Genomic DNA, 26351 nt, shown 5'->3' on the forward strand with positions numbered 1-26351 from the left:
TTTTGTATTCTCAAATAATAATGAAAGTGAGATGGACATTTCTAACAGTATTAAGAAAAAGAAGTAGCTTTTGAATAGGAACTCTCCCTTTAATTATGACAATTCTAGAAATCTAAATACTATCTATTTTTCTTTAGATTCTTCTTCCTCTTTGTTAATTTTATTCAACATGATACATGCTGATGCTGTAATGGCAAGAGGAATGATGGCTTGATAAACATTTGATAAATCATCTTTAATAGCGTAAATTACTAATGCTAGGATGGAGACAATGATATATAGAACTATTATAATTGTATTCATTACAAACTTATGCTTATTTTTCATAATTTGTCCTTTTCTAATAATATCTCCAACGCCAATTTATTTCTCCCTCTAGATAAACAGCAGGAATCTCAATTCCGTCATTATTCCTTGGTTATCTGCAATAAACCTTCTCCTTTTTATAAGATAGCCAAGCTATCTCTTCCAATAAAAATCCACCCTAACACATGGTTAGAGTGATTTCCTTTAATAATGCTTAAACATATTTTCTAAATATACATAGACAAGAACCCCTTACTTGTCTTCTTGTTCTTTGTAAGCTAGGGCAATATCTACAATTTCTTCTGGTGTTAATTCTTTATCATTCCAGAAAATTAAATCACTTGGTGCTGGGTATGGTACATTCTTTTCAAGAATATCAAGATACTCACTTACCTCTTCGTCAGAAAGCAGGGGGTTTATTATCTTATTTACTAATTGAACTAATTCTTCTTTTGACATTTTATTTTTCATGTTATCCACCATCCTTAATTAATTCCCTTTCTTCCCAAAGTGATATGCAGGATCCAGAATAATTTGATGCATTCTAGGAGAAGTAATCATTAAATTATCTAAATTATACACTTCTCCACCTTTATCAATTGGTTGTTTATGGTGCAGGATATATGATTTATGCTTAACGTAATGTTCAGCTTTTGGAGCAATAGGAGCATTTCCTACGGCCATTCTTGCAACGTTTCTTGGATTGAATTCACTTGCAAAACTGGAATTAGCAACAGATATCCAAAATTCTTTTCGAAAATCATCAAATGTATTAAATTCTTTCCCAATTAATAGATTTCTAACTTCTTTCGGTATAACTCCAATAGAAGCTTGATTATACATTAATTTAGTTTGATCTTCTAAAGCTTTGTCAAAATTAAAACTCTCGTTTACAACTCCTGGTCTATATCTGGCATTTCCTCCATTACCACCAGATAACATACTAAATAGCTCTTCTTTGTCTCTGCTTTCAGGTTTTGTCATACTATTTATCATTCCTGAATCAGCATTAACACGTACTACACCACTATCTGCGACTAGTCGATTATATGGATTGATATTGTTTGTAACATCATCAGCCCATGCCCAAGTAATATCCAACCCTTGCTTGCCGAGTTGTACCGTTTTATTAACAGCCTCTTGGCTTAGTCTATCTGCTTCCTTCATCATTCCTGGCAGATTCGGTACGAAAGGTAAACCTGCAAATATTCCTTGAGATAAACTAGCATGGCGTTGCTCATCTGTTAATTCGTTGCCTAGCATATCTTTTCCTGTTAGATATTCAGATAATCCATTTGCAGCTATCAGTCCATAGATACCCATTTCTGTTTTTTTCCCAAAGTAGAAAAGGAGCGAACATTCTTATAAGCACTCATTGCATGTTCAGCTGCATTAATACCTTTTGTAGCGGAGTAAATACCTTTACCACCTTTAACAGCTCTTCCAGCCCAACCTACAATAGGAATAAATCCGGCTAATGCCATGGCTCCTGCAGTCACTCTTTGAGTATTAGAAGCTTTTTCCCAGTTACAGGATCTATTCCTTCCGTTGCCCTCTTATAATCATAATAGCCACTGAATTCTCCTGCAAATGTTTTTGTGCCTTCCCAAAAATTTTTATACCATGGGCGATTCTCTATTTCTCTTGCTTCTTTTTCATCTTGTTTAAATGTCAAATAACTTAAAGTAACTTCTTCCGCTTCTGATTTCACTTGGTATGCCTCACTAGTATGAAAAGCCTCAGTGTTAAAATTAATAGGAGTAATGCTGTTTCCTTGCTTAGTCGCTTCTAACAAAGCACTAAACAACTGAATAACATAACTTTCTTCACCTTCAGAAGAAATATATTCCTCCTTTAGCTCTTTATCTAGTTCATCTATAGCATCGAGTGTTTTTATTTTTTTTTTATGTATATCTGCCATTTGATCATCGAACTTGGAGCGGGAGAATGAGTCTAGTGATATTAAATCATCTATTTCTCGAAAGATATTGTCTAAAGACTTCTTTTGCTCTGTAATCATCTCATCCGCTATTCTTTCCTTCTGGGAAAGATCATTTTCTAAGAAGTCTGTTTCAACCCTTGTATTGTCTCCTAAATCCTTATCTTGGAGCTTACCTGCAACTCCTTCAAAAAATGCAATTTGCCTGTCTGTGAGTCGCTGCCATGCTTCTACCACCTCAATCTGCCCTTGGTAAAAGCCTTTAATGGCTTCAGCACCTTTACCTTCAAAGTTGTCTAAATCAACTATTTCATTGAATGCTTTTCTTAGTTGATTAAATTGTTCTTGTAGATTTTTATAATGTTTTGCTCTGGTTTCCATGGAATCTTGTAAACTAGAAGAATCTAAAATTTTCATACTATCTCCTCTCCCTTTAAGGATTAGAAAATTCTCACATCTAATTTTACCACTTATTTGGAAATGACCCATCGAACTAATTACTTAAAATAAAAAGACACCTCACCCTAAGTTCAAATGTCTTTTGTGATATATGAAGTTAAATTCTTAGTACCACTCTCAATACCTTTCTCACTTTCAAAACCAGAAGCTATAACAGTTATTATTAAAAGTTCTCTCTATATCTACCTTCATCATCTAAATTCTCATCAATACCTAATTCTTCAAAATTAAATGTTTCTGTCTCCTCTGTACCTTCAAATTTTGTACTACTGAATGAAAAAGTGATTATCTTTTCCAATTTTTTCATCTCTCTAATAAAACCTTTTCGAGTTTGTCTTAATCTTAGTTTACAATATTCCTTCTTATTCCACTAAACTCCCTCAATAAACAAACGCTTATCTCTTAAATGCTCAGTTTTACACTGTATATGTGCGTTAACTCCTGGAATAAGTGTTAATCCTTCTTAAATTGATTAACTCACAAAGAAAAAAACCGTCTAACCATATATACCAGTGGTTTCGACGGTCTCCTAATTTATCGTATTAGAGGAAAAAAATTTGTTTATTTGCTTTGATTTGCTTTATCACTTGAGTTGATTATAAGAAATTAGTCTGTGTATATGCACTGCAAGGTAGGCCAATTCCTCGTTAGGAATTGTTTTTTCATATACTTGTTTAATGTATTCCTTAATTTTAAAAGCACCATCCATTGCTTGAGGATATAAACTAGCGATTTGCTTAAATAGTTCACTATCCTCTTCCTCTAGCATGCTATCAGCATAAATTCGTTCTACAAAGAATTTTATATGTGTAATAAAACGCGTATAATGTATGTTTTTCTCATCACTACTTATATTCAATGTATACCGAACTAGGTTTACTATACTCCCAATCATCTTGGCAGTCTTCATTGCATCTTTAGATTCTTGCTTTTCTCCTTGAGCATTTACTAGATGGAATGCTATGTTTGCAGCTTCTTCAATTGGGAGAACTATATTAAGTCTTTCATTCATTAATTGAAGCGCAAATTCTCCGATTTCGTATTCTTTAGCGTAATAATTTTTAATTTCCCAATAGACTCGGTTAGTAATATTAATATTTTTCATAAATCGCTCTACAGCGAAATGTATGTGATCCATTAATGTGAAATATATTCCAGAATTGAGCTTTGTGTTTAATTTTTTTTCTGCATAATCGACAATCTGCGTAGTGAGCTCTATAAATACAGGTGGCATGGAATCTAATAATCCAAGAAATTCTTTTACTTTAACATTTTCAACAGGTATAAATATTTGGTCAGCTTTGCTTTCTTCCACAATATTACCTGCTTTCTTACCATAACCGATTCCTTTACCCAAAAGAATATATTCTTTCTGTTGGTCATTTTCTACCAATACTATGCTTGAATTTAATACCTTTTTAACTTTAATCATTTTATTCCCCCCTAACCAATCAACATTAATTCATAAATTGAATTAACTACCAATCTTCCACAATAAAAATTACTCATTAGCTTATATTAAATAAATTATTGAAATTAAATATTGAACCTATTGTGGCTACCTATAAAAAGGGTCTGCATTAGCAAACCCTCTCTTGTTTAAATATTTTCACCATTTGTTTCAATAACTTGCTTGTACCAATCAAAAGATTTTTTCTTAATACGTTTCATTGTTCCAGTACCATCATCTTGTTTATCTACATATATAAATCCGTAACGCTTCTTCATTTCTCCAGTACCGAGTGAAACAGAATCAATACATGCCCAGCTTGTATACGCAATTAGAGGAACACCTTCATCAATAGCTTGTTTCATTTCTCTAATGTGACTTTGGAAGTAATCAATGCGATAATCATCATGAATTTCTTCATTCTCATCAAGTTCATCCGAAGCTCCCAACCCATTTTCTACAATCATTAATGGAACTTGATATCTGTCATTCAAAGTATGTAGTGTGTATCGCAAACCAATTGGATCTATTTGCCACTTCCACTCACTTTCTACTAAATAAGGATTTTTTACACCACCAAGTAGATTACCACCTGTTTGTTCTTGATTTGGATCAGCACTAACGCACACAGACATATAATAACTAAATGAGCAATAATCTACTGTATTTTCTTTGAGTAATACATCATCTCCAGCTTCTTTATTAATCACAATTCCTTCTTGTCTAAAATAATGATTTGCATAAGATGGGTAATATCCCCTATGAAGTACATCTGCACAATAATAAACTTTCATTTGCATTTCTCTAGTTGCTAGAATAATATCCGCTGGATTGCATGTTAATGGATAAAATGTTAAATGCGTTATCATGGAACCAAATTGGAAATCAGGGTTTATCTCTCTTCCTTTTTTTACAACAAGTGCATTTGCGACAAATTGATGATGTAAAGCTTGGAAGCGTAATTGTGCATTATCTTTTGTTAAATTAATCAGTTCTCCAGTCTCATCATATATAATTCCGCCGGCTTGATATGCCTTTTGGGAAAGAGTTAAACAATTCATTTCATTAAATGGAATCCAATACTTCACGCTATTTTTATATCGATTAAATAATACCTCTGCATAGCGAACATAATGGTCAATCATTTCTCTACTTGCCCAACCATTTATTGTTTTTGAAAGATGGAAAGGAAATTCGTAATGAGCAATGGTCACAAGTGGTTCAATATCATATTTCTGTAACTCCTCAAATACACTATCATAAAATTTCAATCCCTCTTCATTTGGCTCTAACTCGTCTCCATTAGGAAAAATACGAGTCCAATTTATTGATAGTCGGAACATTTTTATACCTAGATCAGCTAACAATCTAATATCATCCTTATAATGGTGGTAAAAATCAATCGCTTCGTGTGTTGGGTACCGTTCACCAGGCTCTAACTCAAGTGTTATACGTCTCTTTTGATGAAGTGATCCACCTGTATACATATCTAAAGTGCTTACACCTTTACCATCTTCCTGCCAAGCACCTTCAATTTGATTGGCTGCTGTAGCTCCACCCCAATAAAAACCCTTTGGAAATCCCTTATTCATAATAACCATCTCCTTCTATTAGTTTCCTAACGCTGATATATACATCAATGTGTCTTTAGGACCAACCTGCTTTATATCTGCAACCCTGACGGTGTAGTTTTCCTTACTTGTAACTACTGCAATAGTTACTGGATCAAATTCTTCTTTAATTTTTTCAAGATCAAATTTCAATAATAAATCACCAGTCTTTACTTCATCTCCAACTTTGACTTGAGGTTCAAAATATTTCCCTGCCAACTGGACAGTATTAAGGCCCACATGGAATAAAATCTGAGCACCATGATCAGTAGTCAATCCTAATGCATGGTTCGTTTCAAAAATCATTTCGATTTTACCATCGGTAGGGGCATATAGTTCACCTTTTGAAGGAATAATTGCAATTCCATCACCCATAACCTTTGAAGAAAAAACATCATCATTTACATCAGATAAATTAATCATTTGTCCAACCAATGGACTTTTAAACTCGCTTTCTAGTTTTGAGAGATTCATTGTCATTTGATCTTGTTGTTCTTCTGCTAGCTTTTTATCTACACTTTTATCTTTCCCTAATAAAAATGCGGCAACAAATGCCACTCCGAACGAAATAACCAAGCCGATAATAGCATTGATAATATTGTTTGGCAATTCTTCCGAAATAAACATTGATAAGCTTGCTAATCCTGGTCCAACTAGAACGAAAGCCTGTAAACCAGCTATACCAATAAAGGTACCGCCAACAAAGGAACCAATCATAACACTGCTCAGAACCTTCTTATTTTGGATTGTTACCCCGTATAATGCAGGCTCTGTAATTCCAAAAAGAGCAGAGATACCAGCAGAAATGGCTGTTGATTTCAACACTTTATCTTTTGTTCTTATTGCTACCGCAAAACAAGCACCACTCTCTGCAAGATTATGTGCAAGTGATGCAGGCAGATAAAGGATTTCCTTTCCTAGTTCACTCATTGTTGTTACTGCATATGGAACCATCGCTTTATGCATACCTGTTGCGACCATTAGTGGCAATACAGTTGCCAATAACGCTACTGCGATCCAGCCTACTTTGTCAAAAATAGCAAGAATGACTGCAGATAACCCCTGCCCGAATGTAAAACCAATTGGTCCCAAAACTAGTAAAGCAATTGGAACAGTAATCAATAGTGAAATCATCGGAACAAAAAAGATTCTAATCGGTTTGGGAGAAATTTTTGTAAATAGCTTTTCTACCTGTGCATAAAATAAAATCGTTAAAATCGCTGGGAACACTTGATAAGCGTATGCAATATTCTCTATATTAAAACTGAAAAGTTGAGCCCCTTCTCCGATCATTGCTGCCATATTCGGTAATACAAGTGCTCCTACTGCTGAAAGAGCAACAAGCGAATTGACTTTTAGTTTATTAGCCGTTGTAACGGCAACCAGTAAAGGTAAAAAATATAACGGTGCATCTCCAATCATGTTTAATATCTGATAGGTCTGCCCTGCTGTGTCCATTAACCCCATCACTGACAGTAATAACAATAGTGACTTTAAGATTCCACCACCAGCTATCGCAGGAACTAGTGGCTGAAAAATACCAACAACAAAATCAAGGATAACGCTTCCAATTTTTTGCTTTTGTTTCGGTGTATTTTCAGAATTGAAATTGGTAGTTCCTTCATTTGGTACTAAGAGTTTTTTTACTTCGTCATATACTTCAACTACTTCATTACCTATGACAACTTGGCATTGAGCGTTCATTTTAACTGCCATAACACCTGGAATACTTTTTAACTGATCTACGTTTGCTTTACTATTATCATTTAAGGAAAAACGTAATCTTGTTGAACAATGCTCAAGATGGGAAACGTTTTCATTTCCGCCGACATACTTTAACACCTCTGCTGCTGTTTGTTTATAGCTCATCCTGTATACTCCTTTTTAATAATATTGGAAATGTCGCTGGATGAAGACAAAAAAAGGCAGGACCTAAAATAACAAATACGTAAAGTATTATTTGTTATTTATAGATCCTGCCTGCATTACCAGTCACATGTCCAATTTGTTTATTTAATTATTTATAGTATATACTTCCTTTTTGAAAGCGTCAACTTTTTTTTATTTTATATTCCCGAAAAGCATCAACAATCAACTGATGATCCTCAACATGATCTAATCCACTAACTATAAAACTACCAACTATCTCATCTTTAACAATGATTGGAAAGCCTCCACCGCAAATTACGATAGTTTCATCATCTTTGTATTGCTCGTAGGTACCATTTTCTTCATTTTCTAAGAAGATGTAGTATCCGCTATGTTGGAATCTTTCAATAGTATTCTGTTTTCTGTTTAACCAAATATCACCTTTTTTGCCTGTCATCAGATACTGAAATGCTATCTCGCCGTTTAAAACAGCTCTTATTCTTATATTTTTTAAATTGTCTTTCTTTATTCTATTTACGATACTTAAGGCTATATTATAAGCATCTTCATTACTGAAAGAATCAAAAGATAATTCCTTTTCTAACTGCAGTACTTCATCTTTCAACATATTCTTTCCTCCAATTTATAAGATAAAAGATCCTTCCGGGTCCCTTTTCCTTAAGTTTTATCCATTAGTTATAACGTAAGAAAGGGTCTCAGACTTATTTAGAAATGATGCAATTTAGATAAATATGCAAAAAGATCGCCGCAGCAATCCCCCTGTTATTAAAACAGCATATATCTATTAATAGTGCTGGGATTTATTGTTTGTTTTTTTACCAAAGATAGAAACTATTGCAGCAAGCAGGATTGGAATACCCATCATTATGTATGCAGCTCCCTCAAATCCTCTGATAAAGATATAACCAAAGAGAAATAAAGTGAGTCCAACCAAAACGCCAATATAGCCAGGGATTAGTGCAATATTAGGCTTGTCATTCTTTCTGATAAAAAGAGCTATTAGGTAAATAATGAGACCTACTGCAATACCTATATATAAAGGTATGAAAAACATTTGGTACCCCCTATAATATAAACTGGTGTATAGAAATTTTTTCCACCACTTTAGAATACCACTTACATTTCATTTCTTCAATTTTCTTTTTTAATACCTCCTAGTCTTGTATATTATGTTCAGTATATAAAAAAACTGTAGATGAAACACTCTTTTATGAGTGTCCTATCTACAGGTACCAGTTTACAACACGTTGCCAGATAACCTTTCTTAGGATACACAAACATTCCTTTGAAGTACCTATTAGAAAGATGTATATATCAGCCCTACTCACGAATAAATCATTCTAGCTTTCAAGATAAATTCATTAAAATTTCTCGAAGCACTTAGCTCAGTTGCTTGATTCTCGCGGATAATATCGACAAGAAAATCATAAATACCCATTGCTTCCTCGTAGTCTTCTTTACTGATGGCGAGGAGAAAGATTAATTGCGCCTTCTGTCCGTTTCCCCAATCAAGCGGTTCTTCTGTTAGTGCAATGCCAATCTGTGTTCGCTTAGAAAGTAGATTTAAAGGATGTGGAACAGCAACTCCTTCTCCCATTACCGTTGAGCCCATTTCCTCCCTTTTTAAAATAGCTTCAAGGAAATCCTCTTCATTATCAATTACTGCTTCTAACGCCATAGCATGCGTCAGTGCTTTAATTGCCTCGTCTTTATGTTTAAAAGACTTCTTGATAAATAGTTTAGGTGAAAAATAATTCAGTAAAAGATCTGTAGTATGACTTAGCTCTTTCGTGATTTTTTTATCCAAATCAATAATTTGCCTTCTTGATGGCAAAGTCTCTATTTTAAAAATTGGTTTATTCTTCTCCTCAATATCAATCGTCGTAATCACAACGTCTTCTTCAACATATGGTAATGTGCTGTACCTCTGTGCAGAAATTGTTTTTGTTATAAATAAATCTGGAATCGTTTGTTTAATAGCTGCTTCAATAATCCTTGCCGTTCCTATTCCAGACCCACAAACTATTAAACAGGAGTTGTGCCGTTCGTATTTAACCTGATAGTTTCTCTCCAAAGAAGCCCCTATATGTAAAGATAAATAGGCAATCTCCCCATGATTAACTTCATAATTCAACTCATTTTTAATAGATTTCACAGCATATAAAGTTATTTCATAGGCGAGCGGAAAATACTTTTTGATATGTTCTTCCATTGGATTTCTTACTCTAATATTGTTATTCACTCGAAACAACATCGAGTTAATATGACTCTGTAAATCACTTCTTAGCTGTTCATCCTTATTGAGGTCATAATAATAATTTTCATTAATTTTATCTAAAAATAATTGGGTGTACTCAATAACCACATTATTTAAATGCTGACTTTGCTCCACAACTGAAATAATTTTACTTCTGACTTGAATAAAAAGATAATCTTGCTCCGATTGTGGAATCTCTATTATAAAGACTTCTGATAATAATTGGATTAAGCTGTCCATTAATTCGGTGTATTGGCCCCACTTATCACGGCCATACTTAAGCTCCAGTATAAATTGATTCTGGATTCGATCTGCCATTATAAGAAGGTGAAAGATAAAGTTCTTTAAGTTTTCATCACTAAAATACAGATGAAAGGTACTGAATAAGTGTGGTAACTGCTTTTGTAAAGCTTCCAACAAATGCTGTTGATTCTTCCAGCCAAAATACCGCTCTATTTGAGCATAGTCAAAGGTTTCATCAATGAGTGATAATAATGCACACCGTTTATTGCGCTCTGAACCCTCGATAAATATGCCTTTCCCAACCTTGGATTGTAAGGAGAGGTTGAAGCTTGTAAGAAGATTTCTTATGTCTTTAAGCTCCTGACTTAAAGTAGTTCTTCCAACATACATTTTTTCAGCTAATTCCTCCAAGGTCATAAATTGATGCGCGTTAAGGAGAATGATAATACACTGTTTTATTCTGCCTTTTTTTGTATTGATATCGAAATAAACGGGGGAAGTTACATTACTTTTTTTAAATTCGTGGAAATGGTGATGGTCCATTACATCAATGTAAAATCCTTTCCCACGCATATTTTTGATACTAAACCCATGATTCTTACCAACTTCATTCATCACCTTAATTTCCTTACGAACAGTTCTGTCAGAAATCGATAATAATTCGCCAATTTTTTCGCCATTAAATTTACACAGATTATCTTCTAAAAGGGTGAAAATTTTATTTTTCCGGTTGTCAGCAAACATGTTGAACTTCTCCTTTCCATGAAGGATTCGTTATCACAGCAAATGGACAAAATATCACTGCCCAGCACAATTTTTATGTAAATGAAAACTTCCACCCACTTTTTGTAGTAGGTGGAATGCTTCTATAATGGAATAGAGATGGTACAGAATTTATAGGGAGCTAACTCTTCTGTAATCTCTGCTTTCGTTAATTCATCTAACATCACAAAGCTCCCGTTTTCGACTAGTTCTTTTTCAATCGTTGATACTCTATCTATATAAGGATTAAAGAGCCGAACAATGAGATAATCCGTTTCTTCTGCTTTCTTAATTGTGCTAATAACAGAAGTCATTTTTGCAAAAGTAAACAGGCTGTAGTTTAACTGATTGGTTTTTTCTTCATCGCGATAAGCATAAATCATTCTTCCATTTAGAAAGTCAGAGAATTGGTAGTACGGAATGGGTGATAAATATTCCTTTGCCATTTTTGCAATATTCACTTCATCAAATGATTGGTTATTATTCATATAATAAGCGAATGTTGCCGTTAATTTACCAAGCAATTGGGCATCTGGGGTCTCAACAATACTTTCTCCAGATGCACGCCCTGGTCTGTAAAGTAGGTCCGTTTTCCCCATATGACTAAAGGTTCTAAATAAGGTTAATTGAATGGTGTCATATGAGTTTCCAACAATCTCATATTCTCTTACTCCTTCTGTGAAAATAGCAACAACAGAATTCTGATCATGTAAGGAAACAAAGCTTTGCATTGGTTCGATCGAAATCGGCGCCTCCTCCCACTTCTCCTCTTCCCAAATCTCCATTTCAGGTAAATAAACTGGTCTAGTAACCGTTCCAAATAACTGATCTGCAGTAGAGAATTGGCTGATAATGTCTGTATTAAATTGAACACAAAGTCGATGACTCAGTACTTGATTGTCGATATCAATCTCAAACCGAATCAATTCTTCATTTTTTCGGAGGCCAACTTTTGCGGTGATGATAAAGTCTCGGTTCGCAATCCCTTTTGCCCTATCCTCGAGATTGTATGGCACCTGCATTTTTAGTGTTATTTCAAGATGCTCCTCTACCTCAGAGGTAAAATAGTTTACACTTATTAATTCAGAATCTGTTGAATAGCTAACCAGATCCTTTCTAGGAGGAGAGTAATTATATGAGTCCCCATCATCCCCATTTTCAACGAAAATCATCTGGTTTTGATATTCTTTTCCGGATGCTTTGTCTAAAATCGTAAGTGTATTATTTGCAGCTGCTGAAATAGCATAATAGTCATTTTCAATTAAGGATTTAGTCGATTCTTTAAAGGTATTACTTGAATTTTCAAGGCTCTTATTCAATTCACCATCCAGCTCCAAATAAAAGCTATCATAGCCAAGGCCATTTAGATTTGTCACATGTATTAAAATTTCAGCTAAAAATACCTTTTCTGGTATATAGATCTCTTTGCTTGGATTCAATCGAATCGTTTGTTTTAACACATAATCGGTTAATTCAACTTTATTGAGAATAGCAAACGGCATGGTATTTCCATGATAATCTTTAATAACAAAGTTCTCTTCTGGAATATACAGCCCCACTTTAACGACTCCGGACCGTTGATATGGAAGCGGATTAAATAAAGTGAAATTCAAATGATGCTGATACGGTATTCTTTCCGTCACTAACCGCATATGTATATCCAAAAGGTTTTCCGCTTTTTCTTTCGCTAGCTTATAACGATACTTCACATCCTGATTCGTTGTATCACTATTACAGCCGCCAATACTATCATGAGCAGCATTTTCAAACATCAGCTTCCAGATTTCTTCAAGCTCTCTATGCGGGTACACATTTCCTAACGAAAAACTAATTGAAAGTACTGGCTCTAGGACATTTACCAAAAAATTTTCAATCTCATTGTTTGCTTGTTTTAAATCTGCTCTTGTCGAGAAAATAGACTTGTGCAGCCTACTATGCTTACCCTCCGTTAATTCACCTTTAATCACAGGAAGGTTTTCTACCTCTTGCTCAAGGGCATCAAAGAATTGCTCCGGTGATTGAAGAATATATTCTCGACGAGGATCCAACTCGTTAAATTTATTAATCATTTCAGGAAGATTCGTTCTAATAGGCGCCTGATCAAAGCCATTAGGAAAATACACGTTATTTGTTGAGGCTTTTTCTTCTAGCTTACCAACAAATTCGTCTAGGTAAGGGATGATATCTGCCTCTTCTTCCGGGATATTGCCACCATGGTAATATCCAAAAGGGATTTGCTCTGCCAGCATTTGGCTTCCGTCATCACCCTCCCAAATAAACTCAGTTTGTTTTAAGCGGTTATCCGCCACACCTCGCCAAAATAAAAACCGATTAATACCAAAGTTTTTGTAAATTTGCGGCATGTTTCCACCTTGACCGAATGCATCAGGCACATAACCAATTTCAAAGGAGTGTCCCAATTGCTTTGCATATTTAGTACCATAAAGCAGATTTCGTGCGACAGATTCCTGTGATATAACTAATTGGTCTGTTTGAGTATACCAAGGCCCCGTTAAAAGCCGCTTCTCCGCAACTAATTTTTCAAGTCTGTTTCTGTCCTCTGGCTGATATTTTAAATAGTCTTCGATAAGGGATGTCTGAGCATCCATCAAGTAATATTCAAAATCCTTATTGTTTTCCAATGTATCGAGAACCTCTCGAAGATGCTTTACTAAATAAACAGTTGATCTAGACGATGTAAAGTACCATTCTCTATCCCAATGAGTATGTGGAACTACATGGACTTTTGTTTTTTTCATTAGTACAAAACTCCTTATCTATAATTAGTGGATGCATACACTTCATACTTTTAAATAGTAGATTCCTGACTTGATAGATTATAAGCAGGAATCTACCCAATGAAAATTAATATTTAGTCAAAACTAATATCAAGCTCATCCAATTCTTCTTTTTGTTTATCAGCTTGTTTAGTTTCCAGCTCCTTGTCATCCCGGAAATTAACTAATAGATTTGAACCAATGCCAATAATAAAGGCACCAACTAAAATGCCAGCTAAATATGCCCAGCTACTGCCTACCGTGAAGAAGCCATAAACTCCACCAACCGGAGGCATAATTTCATGTACACCAAGCAGTACCGCAGTGGCTGCTCCTGCAGCACCAGCGACTACGTTTAAGGGTATCAGCTTTAATGGACTTTTTAATGTAAACGGAATCGCTCCCTCTGTAATACCAATGATCCCCATAACTAAGGACCCTTTACCTGACTCTAAAAGCTCTGGAGAGAAGTTTTTCCTTTTAAGCAATGTTGCAATCCCATAACCTAATGGCGGGATACAAATTGCAATATTCACTAAAATCGCAGGCAGGTATATGCCACTCATAAGCAGTGCATTACCAGCCATCCATGCCGCCTTGTTAACTGGTCCACCCATGTCAAAGGCAATCATGGCACCAAGCACCAATGCTAAAACAACATTATTAACATTACTTTGCGTCATTTCCGTAATCCAGTTTAATAAGGATGTATTAATCCAGCCTAACGGTCCACCTAAGACCAATGCCATTAAAATTCCTATCGCACCAACCGTAATTAATGGCAGGATAATTAATGGTACTGCACTTGCAAGTGAGCCACTAATAACAATCCGCTTTTTCACCCAATTTGTCAGCCACCCGGCAAAGAAACCAGCCACAACAGCCCCAATAAAACCAGCATTTGTTGAGCTAGCTAAGGCGCCACCGACAAGACCTGCTGCCAGCGCCGGCCTACCTCCAATGGAAAAGGCTATATAGCCTCCTAACACCAGGTTCAATAACCCGATTGCGGTCCAGCCAACTTGTTCAAATAAATATATATAATGAAGGAAACCACTTGCTTCAGCAAATTGACTTAAATCTGTATAACCAGCTGCAAAGCTTATGATTTTCGCAAGTGCTACAACTAAAGAACCAGCGATAATAACCGGAAGAACATACGAAATACCTGTCATTAAATGAGTTTTAAATGCATTGGCTTGTGATTTCATCTTCTTTCCTCCATAGCATTAGGATTGGTTTCTTTTTTCTAAAGCCTGAACAATTTTTTCAATAACAGCTTCCCCATGCGAAACAGCCTGACCAAGCTTCACCCGGACAACTGGCTTCCCCTTAAACCGTTCCTCCCCTTCAATAGCCTTATCTGCAGCTATAATCACTGCATCCGCCTCACGTATATCTGCCTCTGTTAAATCATTTATAAAGCCCATAGCCCCTTGCTGTTCCATTTTTACCGAATGCCCTAGCTTAGCCCCTGCCTTTTCTAATGCCTTAGCCGCCATTGGCGTATGAGCTAACCCAGCAATACAAGCTGTTACTCCTACAAACTTCATCTTCAAACAACCTCCATTTCAACACTCTTAAATAAATTCAAAATATCCTCTTTCGTGTTCACTTTAAAAAGCCGTTCTTGAAATTGCTCCTCCATTAGATTCCCAGCAAGTGCTGACAAAATTTTTATATGCTTCGTACCTGCCTCCATTTCCGGAACAAGAATAGCAAAAATAAATTTCACCTTATAGTGATCAGGAGATTTCCAATCAATTTTTTCTTTTGTTTTAATAAAAAAGAGCGTAGCCTTCTTAACTGTTACACTTTTAGCATGAGGAATGGCAATCCCCTCCTGAAAAGCAGTAGGATACTGCTCTTCCCTGCTAATAAAATCCTTTAATAGAACCTCTTGATTTTCAATTATCCCTAATTGCTGTGCCTGAACAGAAATATACTCTAATACCGCATCTCGATCATTTAATTCTAAATCTAAAAATATTTGGCTATCATTTAAAAGCAATCCTAACCCTCCTTTTGTTATCGCTTACAAATTGATTATAAGGTAATTGTGAGGAATGTTTAATGCGGAATTTGGCCGGTGGAGTTGGAATTATTTGTACTAGGTTTTTTGGGTTGAGTCTTTATTTATGAGGTGATTTGATAGGTTGGCTTTTGTGATATATACTCAGGGCTATATGATAAATTAACAGTGCAAAAAAGAGGCTGGGACAAAACTTAGCCTAAAGTACAAAAAAGCATGTGAAATTTTACGGATAGTAAAATTTCACATGCTTTCTTTTTTTTCAAAACAAAAAGGACATCTTCTGATAAAATTTAAGTACCCCTACCAAAATTCAATTCAGAAAGAAGTGTCCTTATGTTTAAAGATTATAACACGAATCAATTGATTTTACCTTTAGATTTAGAAGTGAAATTACAAAAGAATGATATTGCCTTTTCTATTCATCAATTAGTGGAAATTATTCCGGAAATAGCCTTTGATTCCTTTTTCCGTCAAACAGTTTGCCCAGCTTACCATCCTCGTATGATGTGGCTAGCTCAAGGGTATGAGCCAAGCTATCGGACCATCAATCGATTTCGTGTTCATCCAGAAATGAAAGAGCTTATTAGACAATGCTTTATTCAATTCCGCTGTCAGCTTGTACAAGAAAAGATCATTGACCAAGAAGCTATTTTTATAGATGGTACTAAAATTGAAGCAAATGCCAATAAATTCACTTTTGTCTGGAAGAAATCTGCTGAAAAATATCATACGAGTCTAGTGGAGAAGTCTAATCAGCTATACAATGAGTTGCTTGAAAAGCAAATTATCCCTGAAATGACACGAGAAAACGACGAACAACTATCATTAGAAGAACTAGCTCAATTGGCCGAAAAAATAGAAGAAGTGGTGGAAGACTACACAGAAAAAATGGAGAAGTCCAGTAATGCCAACGAACGTAAACAGTGGCGTAAAGAACGAAAAACACCGAAACAACTCCTAAAACAAGTGAAGGAATGGATAGTACGAAAACATAAATATCAGAAGGACTTTGACATATTTGGTACTCGTAATAGCTATTCCAAAACCGACCAAGATGCGACCTTCATGCGAATGAAAGAGGATTATATGAAAAACGGTCAATTAAAGCCTGGTTATAATCTTCAAGTAGCGTCCGAAGGACAATACACGCTTGCCTACGGCATTTTTTCTAATCCAACAGATACGAAAACACTTATTCCATTCCTAGATCAAATACAGGAACAGTACTTTTCCTTACCAGAATATATTGTCGCAGATGCAGGGTACGGCAGCGAACAGAATTATGGGGACATCTTAACAAAGCGCCAATGTACCCCACTAATTACATATGGTCATTATATGAAGGAACAGAAGAAAAAATATAAAACGGACCCATTTAAAACAAGCAATTGGTTATACAATCAAATAATCGACACCTATACTTGCCCAAATCAACAAGCAGTAACATATAAGTACACATCTACTCGAACAGATTCCACAGGATTTAAACGCACCTTCAAAATTTATGAATGTGAGGACTGTACAAATTGTCCATTTCAGCTGTCATGTACAAAGGGAAAAGAAGGCACAAACCGTCAATTGAGGATCAATGAAAAATGGGAACAGCAAAAAGAGCATATAAGAGCGAAGCTTTCAGAAGAAAAAGCTGGTTCCATCTACCGTCAAAGAAAAGTAGTTGTGGAACCAATTTTTGGATTTCTGAAGGCTAGTTTAGGTTTCACACGATTTTCTGTCCGTGGAAAATCGAAAGTAGAAAATGACATCGGTCTAGCATTAATGGCCGTAAACTTAAGAAAATATGCGGTAAGAATGTAAGATCTTACTGTGAAAAATCATAAAATTAAATGAAAAAAGTGAATTCGGGCAACCGAATTCCCTTTTTTCATTTATAAGAAGCTAGTTTTGTCCCAGCCTCTTTTTATTATATAGTCATGAATTTAAGCTCAAACATTTATAAATTATAATCGGGGTGCCGAATCAAGCTGCCACAGTCGCGACCTTTGTTATATTTAAGTACCAGTTAACCCCACTTTAACTAAGCAGGAAATTCAGTGGTGGATTTGAGTCAATAATTTGGACACAAAAAAGTTAAGTATTAAGCGGTTCTTCTAATCTGATCCTCCATAGCTTGAGGTGTTTGATAGCCGATGCTGCTGTGAATTCTGTTTCTGTTGTACCAGCCCTCTATAAACTGAAACATGGCCAGCTTCGCTGCCCGGTAGTCTGTGTACTGGGTATGATAGACTTCTTCTTTCTTTAATATGGCGTGAAATGACTCTATACAGGCATTGTCATAAGGACAGCCTTTCTGACTGAAAGACTGCCTGATTCCGTATTTTTGGACATGCTGAGTAAACTCACTGCTGGTATATTGTGAGCCAAGTTCGGTATGAAGAATTAAGCCCTTTCGGGGCTTTTGAGAAAAACAGGCGTTTTGAAGTGCTTCGATCACTAATTCCGAAGTCATAAAACGAGAAAAAGAATAGCAAACAATTTTTTTCGAATGCAGATCCAATACTGAGGCCAGATAGCACCAACCGTCTTTTACCGTAGGAATATACGTAATATCCGCCACCCATTTCTCATTGATCGTGCAGGTAGAGAAGTCTCTTTTTAAAAGATTACCCAGCTGCACAACCTTTTCTTTTGAGGGGAAAGGACGGTATTTTTTCCTGGTAATCGAACGGATGCCTGCCTTTCTCATTAAGCGCTGGACACGCTTCAGGCTTAAACAAACCCCGTTGTTCGATAGGGTCTTATGGATTTTCGGTGCGCCATAACGCGACTTACTTTCCAAGTGAATCCGTTGGATTTCCTGCGTGAGTTCCTGGTTTTCTAGTTCACGTTTTGACGTCGTTTTTTCAAGGGATCCATAGTAGCTGCTTCTTGGCACGGCCAGTACTTCGCACATTTTCTGGACGGGATAATGATCCTTGTGTTCCTCGATAAAATCGATGAGCTCTGATTCGGTTACTTTTTCGCGAATATGGCCATAGCCTTTTTTAGGATTTCTACCTCCTGTTTTAACCGAAGGTTTTCTTTCTGAATCTCGGCTAACTCTTTTGGTGTCAGCGCCTCTTTTTCTGAACCAATAGGGGTAAAGTCTTTCACCCATTTATAAATTGTTACTTCTGATACGCCATATTCGCTGCTTAATTCTTTAACCGGGCTGCCGGAATGATACAAATCCACAATCGTTTTCTTAAAATCATCGTTATATTTTTTGCCTGCAGGTTTACGTTCCAATTCGGACACATCCTCTCAAAATAATTGTAAGGACTTAATTAAATTGTGTCCATGAAACTATACTAACTCCAGTATCCCCTATGTACTACCTGTAGTTTGCTTAAGTGCTTGCTGTTTTAATTAATATATAAGTTATCAATAATTCATATATTCCTTCCCAAATTATAGCAAGAAATTTAAAATTGTGATGCTAGTAATTGCGATATTTTTAGCAAGAGAAGAATTTGATATGAAACTAGTTGAAAACAGAAGATGAAATGACCCTTAAAGAATCAGTAATTCATAAACAATTGTAAAGTTAAATATTACGCAGAACACAATTACATCTATTCCAGATGAGGGTCACTTATATGTAAAATTCATTTTAGATATTTAGTTAAGAAATTATCTCATGAAGGTGCATAACATTTAGGAAGAACAATGTAATACTGTGCAATATGCAATTACAAAGTATTTATCCTTTAAAACGCATTCAAAACTTGATTTATTAGTTCACTCAACATCCGCATTTAGAATAAAAAATAAGAGACACTTCCATCATGGAAAGTTGCCTCTTTAATATCTTTAATTAATTCCGAAAAAATCAGATACCTTTTCTATAGTATATTGACTTCTTAGCTTATATGCACTATTTTGATTAGCTTTTAAGCCTTTCTCCCAATAAGCCTGATCTTTTGGCACATATTTCTCCCATTGTATTTTAACTACATGCTCGCATTTTTCCAGATCATCTTTATCGTGCATCATATCAGGTGCAAGTAAATCTATTTCTTCAACTTTTTTTTGTTCATTATTATTTGTAAAAATAACATCCTTAATTGGTGTTGCTGTTTCAATTACTTTTCCTATTCCTACATATCCTTTTTTAGGAATCATACAGAAAACTCTAGCACCAACAAATAGTTTATATAGCGTCTTACTGTACCATTGTCCGTTTCCTGCAGAGATAAATCCATACTTAATAGCATCTTCCCAGCTCCGGTATTGACCGTCCTCAAAATTCACTACAAAATCTTGCTTATTCCACTTTTCTCTTTTGCTATCAACTTTAATACTGCTGGATTTTTCATCAACTATATTAGGATCTAATAACCAACTTCTTGTAATAAATTGTTGTTTGTTATTTTCAAAATAACGGAAGAAAACAGCATTTATAGGTACATCAAAATTATTTGAAAGATAGTTAATTATCCTTTCAGTTTCGCTATCTAATTCAGAAGAAACTATCATTATTTGGTGTGTATCATTAATCTTTTCAGGAAGAGCATTATCAAACTTCTCCGCAAATGCTTTTTCCATAGGTATTCCATTTTTTTCCTCAAATATATTTAATATACGTTCATAGGATAAGGTCTGTACCCATGATGCATAGTCTATTGCCTGAGCCACTACATCTCTTGGAGTTCTACTTTTTTTCAACTCAATAATATTCAAATTACCGTCTCCATCTATGGCAAGCATATCTATGAATTTCCCATAATCTGTCTGGATTTGACGACCTATAAGTAATAGGTCATCTGATAGTATTGATATATCCTTTGTTAATATGTCTTCTAACTTTTGCTCAGATTCTATATTGGAATACGATAGCTTCTTCACTCCATCATTTATATTCCATATTCCCACTTCTATCGGCATTTCTTTTCCACCTTTATTTTAATTATTTCTTTACTTGTTAGTTCTTATTACCGTTATTTGCATATTCTAACAGATTTTTAAAATATAGCACTGCCATATGTCGTAACCTATTATATTTGATCAGACTGGAAATGCTAACATACAAAACAGCAGAGACGCCAATTAAAATGAGGTATTGGTATACTTCATAATCTTTCAGCAATACCTGTTGGAAGAATGTTATATAGGCAGAGAAAAAGAAAATAGTTATAGTGATTGTTGGTGCAAGTATTTTAGAAATATCAAAAGTATTCTCTAACGTATTCATTCGAATTATCCCATAGTCTATAATATCATTTTCTAATTGTTTAATCCTTTGAAAATTCCTAATTCCACCTTTACTTGATGCGGTATAAAGCTTTATAAGATAGTCTACAAGTTCCTTATCATTGCTTTCAATGATTTCTTTCTTTAAAAAAATTAAATTAAAATCATCTATTTCTCCTGCTTTTATATTATTTGTGTCAAAAATCTCCATAATAGATAAAAAAGATGAGCCCAGCTCTTTGTTTTTTTTATATTGTTTATAATGAAGATATAGCATTATTAAAAAGCCAGCAACAAATATACCTAGTATAATAAACGAAACAGTATTTACCATAATTCCCTCCCGATTAGATAATCAATATACATACTTTTATACCATGCCTTAACGACTACAAATTTCATTTTATAGTAAATCAATTAGTTAATATGTCATTTTTTGTCGAATAGCCACCAAAAGTTAATGAAAAATTCTTATCTCTAATTCTATTAACAGAATAAACTTACTAAAATTCATCTAATAACTAAACATGTCTGATATAGTAATATGCATATTTAACATACTTTCGTCATATATTTCACAAAAATGTTTAACCAAAAAAAGGATTCCTCCGCATCTAATAGATAGCTACCTACATTAATGAATACTTATATTACTTTACAAATTGATTGAAATACGTTTTTAAGATATAAATTTTATATCTGAGAATAAATAAATATAAAAAAACCGCACTATATAAGTACGGCTTTATCCTTTCTAGGCAATCTCTTAAGTTTAATGAATTGATTGATACCATATTGTTAAACTCAGAGCTTGTCTGTTCCCTATTTCTAAATTGAGAAGCTAAAAATTGTATTGCGTCTAAATAGTGAATAGTTTTCCTTAAAGTATTAATTACTATATCAATCAACTTATCTATTTTAAAAAAATAATAAGATTATTTTCTTAAAAGTTTCGACAAATAATAACCCCATCTCTCCCCCTAGTAAGCAACACTCTATATACATTAAGCTTCAGCTGCTCAGGATCTTCAGCACCCTTTCGTAAATATTCAGCCTTCCACTTCCCGTTTTCCCAGCTTAAATCATTTCCCCAACACACTATGGCCATATCCAGTTCAAGTCCTTGAACTTGAAACTCTGTTGCTGCATAATCTAACCTTTTGCAATAATATTCAGACTCTGGATAATTAAAATATTGTACATGCGCTTTTGGTATCACATATCGAGCAGAAGTTGGTACTAGTTTTACACCTTTTGGATATTTAATGCTTGAAGAGGCTACAATGCCATATGTTTTATCTGTTCCTTCATATACTTTTTGCACATATTCTTTTGCCTCTTGTAAATTATCTACAATCTTTAACGTGAATCGTTCTTTTCTTAGTTTTTCTTCTAGTATTTTGCACTTTTCTCGATCATTATTAATAAATGCCTCTACCCATTCGAAATACATTAATGCATTGTGTGTTCTAAGGGAAGTATTCAAGTGTAACTGTTGATTCTCATGATATGAATAAGCGTATGAAAAGACCTGTTGATGGTGCTTTGCGTGTACATGAAAGCTTTTATCTTTGATTGCTTCATTCCATAGGCCAATGCCACCTTCCTCTCCAATGTGGATCTCTTGACCTTCGCCTATTAAACCTACAACAACTGACCAAGTCTTTTGTTTAGCAATCTCTATCATTACATCTGGTTCGCTTTTATTGATCTTCATCCGCTTAGCATCCCAAGCTCGTTGTGCCTCATCAAAGATGAGGACATGTTCATCTGGTACACGGTTATACTTGAGGTAATCTGTTTTATATCCAAATAGAGCCTGTACAAATGTCTTATTTTTTAGACTGTCTTGTAGGACATCAACAAGTGGGCCGTTTCCACTTAAATAAACCGCTTTGTCTATTTCATGAGCTAAGGTTAAGCCGACAAAGGTTTTACCTGCACCTGGGACACCGGAAACTAGCACTAGGTGATGCGTTTGATTTTGTTGAGCCATTTCTATAATTGATTTCACTTCTGCAACTACTGTATTAAAATTACTACTTTTCAATGTTTTTATTTGTGGGAGAGGCTCATCCCTCATAATTGCTCGGGCAGATTCAATAATCGTCGGTAAAGGCTGATACGTCCCCTCTAAAAATTGCTCTGCTGAAATCAGGGAGTTAGCTGTAATATGCTTTCCAACTCTATTAATTAATTCACGTAGCCCTTTTTTTCCTAATTGATATATTTGATAATCAGGAATTTGTTGAAATTCTTTATCATCAGTTGTTACAACAAGAGCTCCCCGGACCTTTAATGCAAACTCTTGCACAGCTGAATGGTACTGCTGTATGTCACGAATATAGAATGATGTTTGTGCATATTCTGGGTCATTCACATTAGAATATCTTTTAAATTCAAGCACTAATACTTCTCCAGGTAAAAATAACAATACATCAGGACGGCGTCGACCGCTTCTTAATATTTCATATTCAAAAATTAAAAACCCAGGCATATGCTTAAAATAAGGTATTTCCTCCTTCAAGTAAGCGATACAATCAAACCAGGATTTAATTTGAGAAATGGTACTCTCCTCATTAGGATTTTGTTTTGCTTCTTTTAAGGTTTGGTTATATATATGCATACAAAGACTATTAACAATTTCATCTCTGTCAGCTTCAATAAAATCTACTAAGCTGCCTTTCCATCCGAAGTTATTCATGGTTTCTTCCTTTTCTACCTGTAATTAAACTGCCAACAGTGTTTCTATCCAAAAGTTGATTAACGATTGGGCTTTGTAATGGCAAAAAATCTACTATAGTCAACATACTTAGGTTTATAAATTGTAGCTCTTTGTAGTTGAAGTCTTCATTTATATTTTTAATATTATAGGCCATAACTCTGTAAATCTCGGAACCTTCCTTATAAATACCTTCACCAAAATATTTACCCAGCTTTAATCTCATACCGAAAGCTTCTTTTAATTCACGACGTAATGCTCTTTCAGGTGTATCATTTGTTTTTAAACTCCCGCCTGGAAGCTTCCACTTTTCATCAGCACAGCTTTCTAATAATATTTCTCCTTGATTTATTAGTATTCCAACTACTACTGTAGTAACCTTAGCAGCATGGTGAAATTCACGGTGACAATTCGGACATAGCGCAACCGCATTTGCGACTGTATCCTCTCCACCTTCTGCAAGAGATATCTTGTGGTGCACCTCTAAATATGGTGACAGGTCACTTGCTCTGATGAAGGTTGCTGGCTTACGGCATTTATCACAAACACCGTTTGCACGAGTTAAGACCTCTGCAATAACATCTGGATTTCGTTTAAACTGTGTTAAAGTAACTACTGATTTTCCAGGTATTTTTTCAGCATTTCTTAAGCGATTTCTTCGTTGTTCACGCGTCTCTCTCTTTGAATTATCTACTTTCTTTCCTAATTCATTGTTAAATTCTTCTATAGTCATTAATTTTTTCGTGTCTATAGTATTAACTTTGTGAAGAATAAACCATCTTGACTCATCCTCAGGATTACTGTGGTCACTTTCATACCTATAAATCCCTTTTAATGTTAATCTTGTATCATCTTTCTGGAAAACATAAATCGGAGTATTAGTTCTTACTGAATTTATAATCGCTGCATTATACTTATATTCCTTTTTGAAAACACTCTTCAGACTATACATATAGTATTTTAGGACGTTATTGCTTTCAATCCATTCATTGGGGTATTTACCTTCCGCAAAGGTAGCTTTAACAAAAATTGCTTGATAATTTGGTTCATCCCCAATAAGATAAATACCTGATTGTGTATCATAGGTTCGTGAAAATATTGAAATATCCCATGACGTATATTCACTCCCAATCACAAAGTCATCAAGCACTGTAACATCGTCAATGTAATTCGCAAACTTTTGTACAAACTCTGGGTAAAGGTCTTCATATGTTTTAAGGTTCAATCCCTTAAGTCGATCATATAGTTCTCTTTTTGGATCTCCAACAGGTGGAACAATTTCGAACCTCTTCAAGTATCTATTTAAATCACCGATTTTTTTCATTCTATTCACTAAAATTTTAGTGCGTTTTACTTTGCTCTTAAAAGAATCCTCTAAATCTGGATGTTCTAGTGCAGGATCCTCTACTTCCTCCACTACATATTTTATTGCATCTACTATATTCACTGGTGCACCTCTGACAACTGAATTTTCTCTATTAAAGCCATTAACAACCATGCTCTTTTTTAAAACACGTTACTTGATTCATACAATTGATACAATTAAAATAGGTATTTAAGATTATTATTTTATTTTAATACAAGAAAACAAAAATTTATGTCGGAATATGTCGATTTCGTTCCTTCAAGGTATATAGAAGTATTTGCACTTAGTAAAAGTTTTGCTTCTCTATTAAATTATATAGTGTCCCTTTTAAAGAATTTATTAACTTATATTCAAAAATGATGTATTTGAAGTATTACAATTATAGAATAATTCCAATTAAAAACCATTTAAGAGGAATAAAAAAACCATTCTCACGAATGGTTATGTACTGAAAGTAAAAATTAATATTATTCAAGATGTATTGGTTCAAAAAAGGTGATATAGCTAAACTTGAAAATGTAAGGAAGTTCATTTCGAATGGTGGTCTATATTCAAATAAAGTCGGTTTAAAAAGTGCACTATTTGACTGGCGCCCACTACCAAGACGAAATGAAAGAGACAACCAATTTCCTTATAAGAATATTAACGTAAAAGAATACTTACAAGCGTTTCAATTTAAAGGGCAATCTGATAACCAATACAATGGATGGGTATTAAAACAAATAGACCTTTTTAAAAATATATTGAGTAAATTTAAAATTCCGATTTTATTATCCTTTGGCGATGTACAATCCAAATTAATATTATTTCAAAATATCTGGCCGGAAATTAAATTTAAAAGATTGGTATTAGAAGCTAGTAACAAAACTATTTATGTATCAAAGGAAAAGGTTGGGTCTAATACAACTGTCATTGTCGCTGAATTTTTAGATTATCAAAATTTAGGATATACAGGCACTAAGGAATTGGTAAAATACTTAAAAGAACATATTATAGAATCATTAGATGTAATTGTACCCTTCCAGCAGGTTGCTTGTAACTTGCTGGTTTTATTATTTTTTTCAATATAATTACCTCAGTTTAAATGAATTTTTAAATAGCCCTTTTTATTTAGCTATTTCATAAAATCTATCAATACTCTTTTTTTTTTCGATTACCTTCTTAAAAATAACTTTCAATTTTTTAAATTTACATTTTCAACAGAATTCTCCTTTTATCGATCAGTAATAAAATTAGGCTCTTGGATAAGATCCTTTTTACTAGATAAATAATTACTTCTTATTTAACCAAAAGACGGAACTCACGATTCAGAGTTCCGTATAATATTATAATATGGAATTTCCTA

Annotated in this window: 23 protein-coding genes; 2 read left to right on the forward strand and 21 right to left on the reverse strand. The window is 34.5% G+C overall.

Features of this window, described 5'->3' with window-relative positions; translation table 11 throughout:
* Window positions 1-123 precede the first annotated feature (123 nt).
* From CEQ21_RS04520 to CEQ21_RS04590, 16 genes are all read right to left on the reverse strand, one after another.
* Window positions 124-327 (reverse strand): hypothetical protein, encoded by a 204-nt coding sequence (locus tag CEQ21_RS04520; protein WP_185763451.1) that lies wholly within the window; start codon window positions 325-327, stop codon window positions 124-126.
* A 231-nt stretch (window positions 328-558) separates the two neighbouring features.
* Window positions 559-777 (reverse strand): bacteriocin immunity protein, encoded by a 219-nt coding sequence (locus CEQ21_RS04525; protein ID WP_185763452.1) that lies wholly within the window; start codon window positions 775-777, stop codon window positions 559-561.
* Between the two features lie 18 nt (window positions 778-795).
* Window positions 796-1629 (reverse strand): hypothetical protein, encoded by an 834-nt coding sequence (locus tag CEQ21_RS27080; RefSeq protein ID WP_235907161.1) that lies wholly within the window; start codon window positions 1627-1629, stop codon window positions 796-798.
* The gene (locus CEQ21_RS04535; RefSeq protein WP_185763453.1) at window positions 1611-1790 is read right to left on the reverse strand and encodes a hypothetical protein; all 180 of its coding nucleotides are present in this window, start codon (window positions 1788-1790) and stop codon (window positions 1611-1613) included. The genes CEQ21_RS27080 and CEQ21_RS04535 overlap by 19 nt, the downstream gene beginning before the upstream one ends.
* 11 nt (window positions 1791-1801) lie before the next feature.
* On the reverse strand, window positions 1802-2662 hold the full coding sequence (locus CEQ21_RS04540) for a ribonuclease YeeF family protein (RefSeq protein ID WP_185763454.1): 861 nt from the start codon (window positions 2660-2662) through the stop codon (window positions 1802-1804).
* 205 nt (window positions 2663-2867) lie between these two features.
* Window positions 2868-3002 (reverse strand): hypothetical protein, encoded by a 135-nt coding sequence (locus CEQ21_RS27240; protein ID WP_268878975.1) that lies wholly within the window; start codon window positions 3000-3002, stop codon window positions 2868-2870.
* Between the two features lie 285 nt (window positions 3003-3287).
* Entirely contained in the window at window positions 3288-4136 is an 849-nt protein-coding gene (locus tag CEQ21_RS04545) for a PRD domain-containing protein (RefSeq protein ID WP_185763455.1), read from the reverse strand.
* Between the two features lie 167 nt (window positions 4137-4303).
* Window positions 4304-5746 carry a glycoside hydrolase family 1 protein gene (locus tag CEQ21_RS04550; RefSeq protein WP_185763456.1) on the reverse strand — a complete coding sequence of 481 codons (1443 nt, stop codon included), beginning with the start codon at window positions 5744-5746 and terminating at the stop codon, window positions 4304-4306.
* Between the two features lie 18 nt (window positions 5747-5764).
* Window positions 5765-7633, reverse strand: a complete 1869-nt coding sequence (locus CEQ21_RS04555; protein WP_185763457.1) for a beta-glucoside-specific PTS transporter subunit IIABC — start codon at window positions 7631-7633, stop codon at window positions 5765-5767.
* 181 nt (window positions 7634-7814) lie between these two features.
* A complete protein-coding gene (locus tag CEQ21_RS04560; RefSeq protein WP_185763458.1) occupies window positions 7815-8261 on the reverse strand; it encodes a heme-binding protein in 447 nt (148 codons plus the stop codon).
* A gap of 177 nt (window positions 8262-8438) precedes the next feature.
* The gene (locus CEQ21_RS04565) at window positions 8439-8708 is read right to left on the reverse strand and encodes a hypothetical protein (RefSeq protein WP_185763459.1); all 270 of its coding nucleotides are present in this window, start codon (window positions 8706-8708) and stop codon (window positions 8439-8441) included.
* 270 nt (window positions 8709-8978) lie between these two features.
* The gene (locus CEQ21_RS04570) at window positions 8979-10898 is read right to left on the reverse strand and encodes a BglG family transcription antiterminator (protein WP_185763460.1); all 1920 of its coding nucleotides are present in this window, start codon (window positions 10896-10898) and stop codon (window positions 8979-8981) included.
* Between the two features lie 122 nt (window positions 10899-11020).
* Window positions 11021-13675, reverse strand: a complete 2655-nt coding sequence (gene mngB / locus CEQ21_RS04575) for a mannosylglycerate hydrolase (protein ID WP_185763461.1) — start codon at window positions 13673-13675, stop codon at window positions 11021-11023.
* A 113-nt stretch (window positions 13676-13788) separates the two neighbouring features.
* Complete coding sequence (locus CEQ21_RS04580) at window positions 13789-14904, reverse strand: PTS fructose transporter subunit IIC (RefSeq protein ID WP_185763462.1); 1116 nt, start codon at window positions 14902-14904, stop codon at window positions 13789-13791.
* A gap of 18 nt (window positions 14905-14922) precedes the next feature.
* Window positions 14923-15246, reverse strand: a complete 324-nt coding sequence (locus CEQ21_RS04585; RefSeq protein ID WP_185763463.1) for a PTS fructose transporter subunit IIB — start codon at window positions 15244-15246, stop codon at window positions 14923-14925.
* Window positions 15247-15248: 2 nt separating this feature from the next.
* Window positions 15249-15704 (reverse strand): PTS sugar transporter subunit IIA, encoded by a 456-nt coding sequence (locus tag CEQ21_RS04590; protein WP_185763464.1) that lies wholly within the window; start codon window positions 15702-15704, stop codon window positions 15249-15251.
* Between the two features lie 357 nt (window positions 15705-16061).
* On the opposite strand from CEQ21_RS04590, the gene CEQ21_RS04595 reads away from it, so the two are divergent.
* Window positions 16062-17543 (forward strand): IS1182 family transposase, encoded by a 1482-nt coding sequence (locus tag CEQ21_RS04595; RefSeq protein WP_328593456.1) that lies wholly within the window; start codon window positions 16062-16064, stop codon window positions 17541-17543.
* Between the two features lie 280 nt (window positions 17544-17823).
* Here CEQ21_RS04595 and CEQ21_RS04600 read toward each other — a convergent pair.
* The 5 genes from CEQ21_RS04600 to CEQ21_RS04620 form a co-directional block, all read right to left on the reverse strand.
* Window positions 17824-18974 (reverse strand): IS3 family transposase gene (locus CEQ21_RS04600; RefSeq protein ID WP_235907162.1). Its coding sequence is split into 2 segments (ribosomal slippage): window positions 17824-18725 and window positions 18725-18974, totalling 1152 coding nucleotides; the frame shifts between segments, so codons are not numbered across the junction.
* A gap of 564 nt (window positions 18975-19538) precedes the next feature.
* A complete protein-coding gene (locus CEQ21_RS04605; protein WP_185763466.1) occupies window positions 19539-20612 on the reverse strand; it encodes a PDDEXK family nuclease in 1074 nt (357 codons plus the stop codon).
* Window positions 20613-20649: 37 nt separating this feature from the next.
* On the reverse strand, window positions 20650-21252 hold the full coding sequence (locus CEQ21_RS04610; protein WP_185763467.1) for a hypothetical protein: 603 nt from the start codon (window positions 21250-21252) through the stop codon (window positions 20650-20652).
* A gap of 609 nt (window positions 21253-21861) precedes the next feature.
* Window positions 21862-23622, reverse strand: coding sequence for a DNA/RNA helicase domain-containing protein (locus tag CEQ21_RS04615; protein WP_185763468.1), 1761 nt, complete (start codon window positions 23620-23622; stop codon window positions 21862-21864).
* On the reverse strand, window positions 23615-25087 hold the full coding sequence (locus tag CEQ21_RS04620) for an HNH endonuclease (protein ID WP_235907163.1): 1473 nt from the start codon (window positions 25085-25087) through the stop codon (window positions 23615-23617). The genes CEQ21_RS04615 and CEQ21_RS04620 overlap by 8 nt, the downstream gene beginning before the upstream one ends.
* A 395-nt stretch (window positions 25088-25482) precedes the next feature.
* On the opposite strand from CEQ21_RS04620, the gene CEQ21_RS04625 reads away from it, so the two are divergent.
* A complete protein-coding gene (locus CEQ21_RS04625; protein ID WP_185763470.1) occupies window positions 25483-26076 on the forward strand; it encodes a hypothetical protein in 594 nt (197 codons plus the stop codon).
* The last annotated feature ends 275 nt before the right edge of the window (window positions 26077-26351 follow it).

The sequence above is a fragment of the Niallia circulans genome, from assembly GCF_007273535.1.
Classification (GTDB): domain Bacteria; phylum Bacillota; class Bacilli; order Bacillales; family Cytobacillaceae; genus Niallia; species Niallia circulans_B.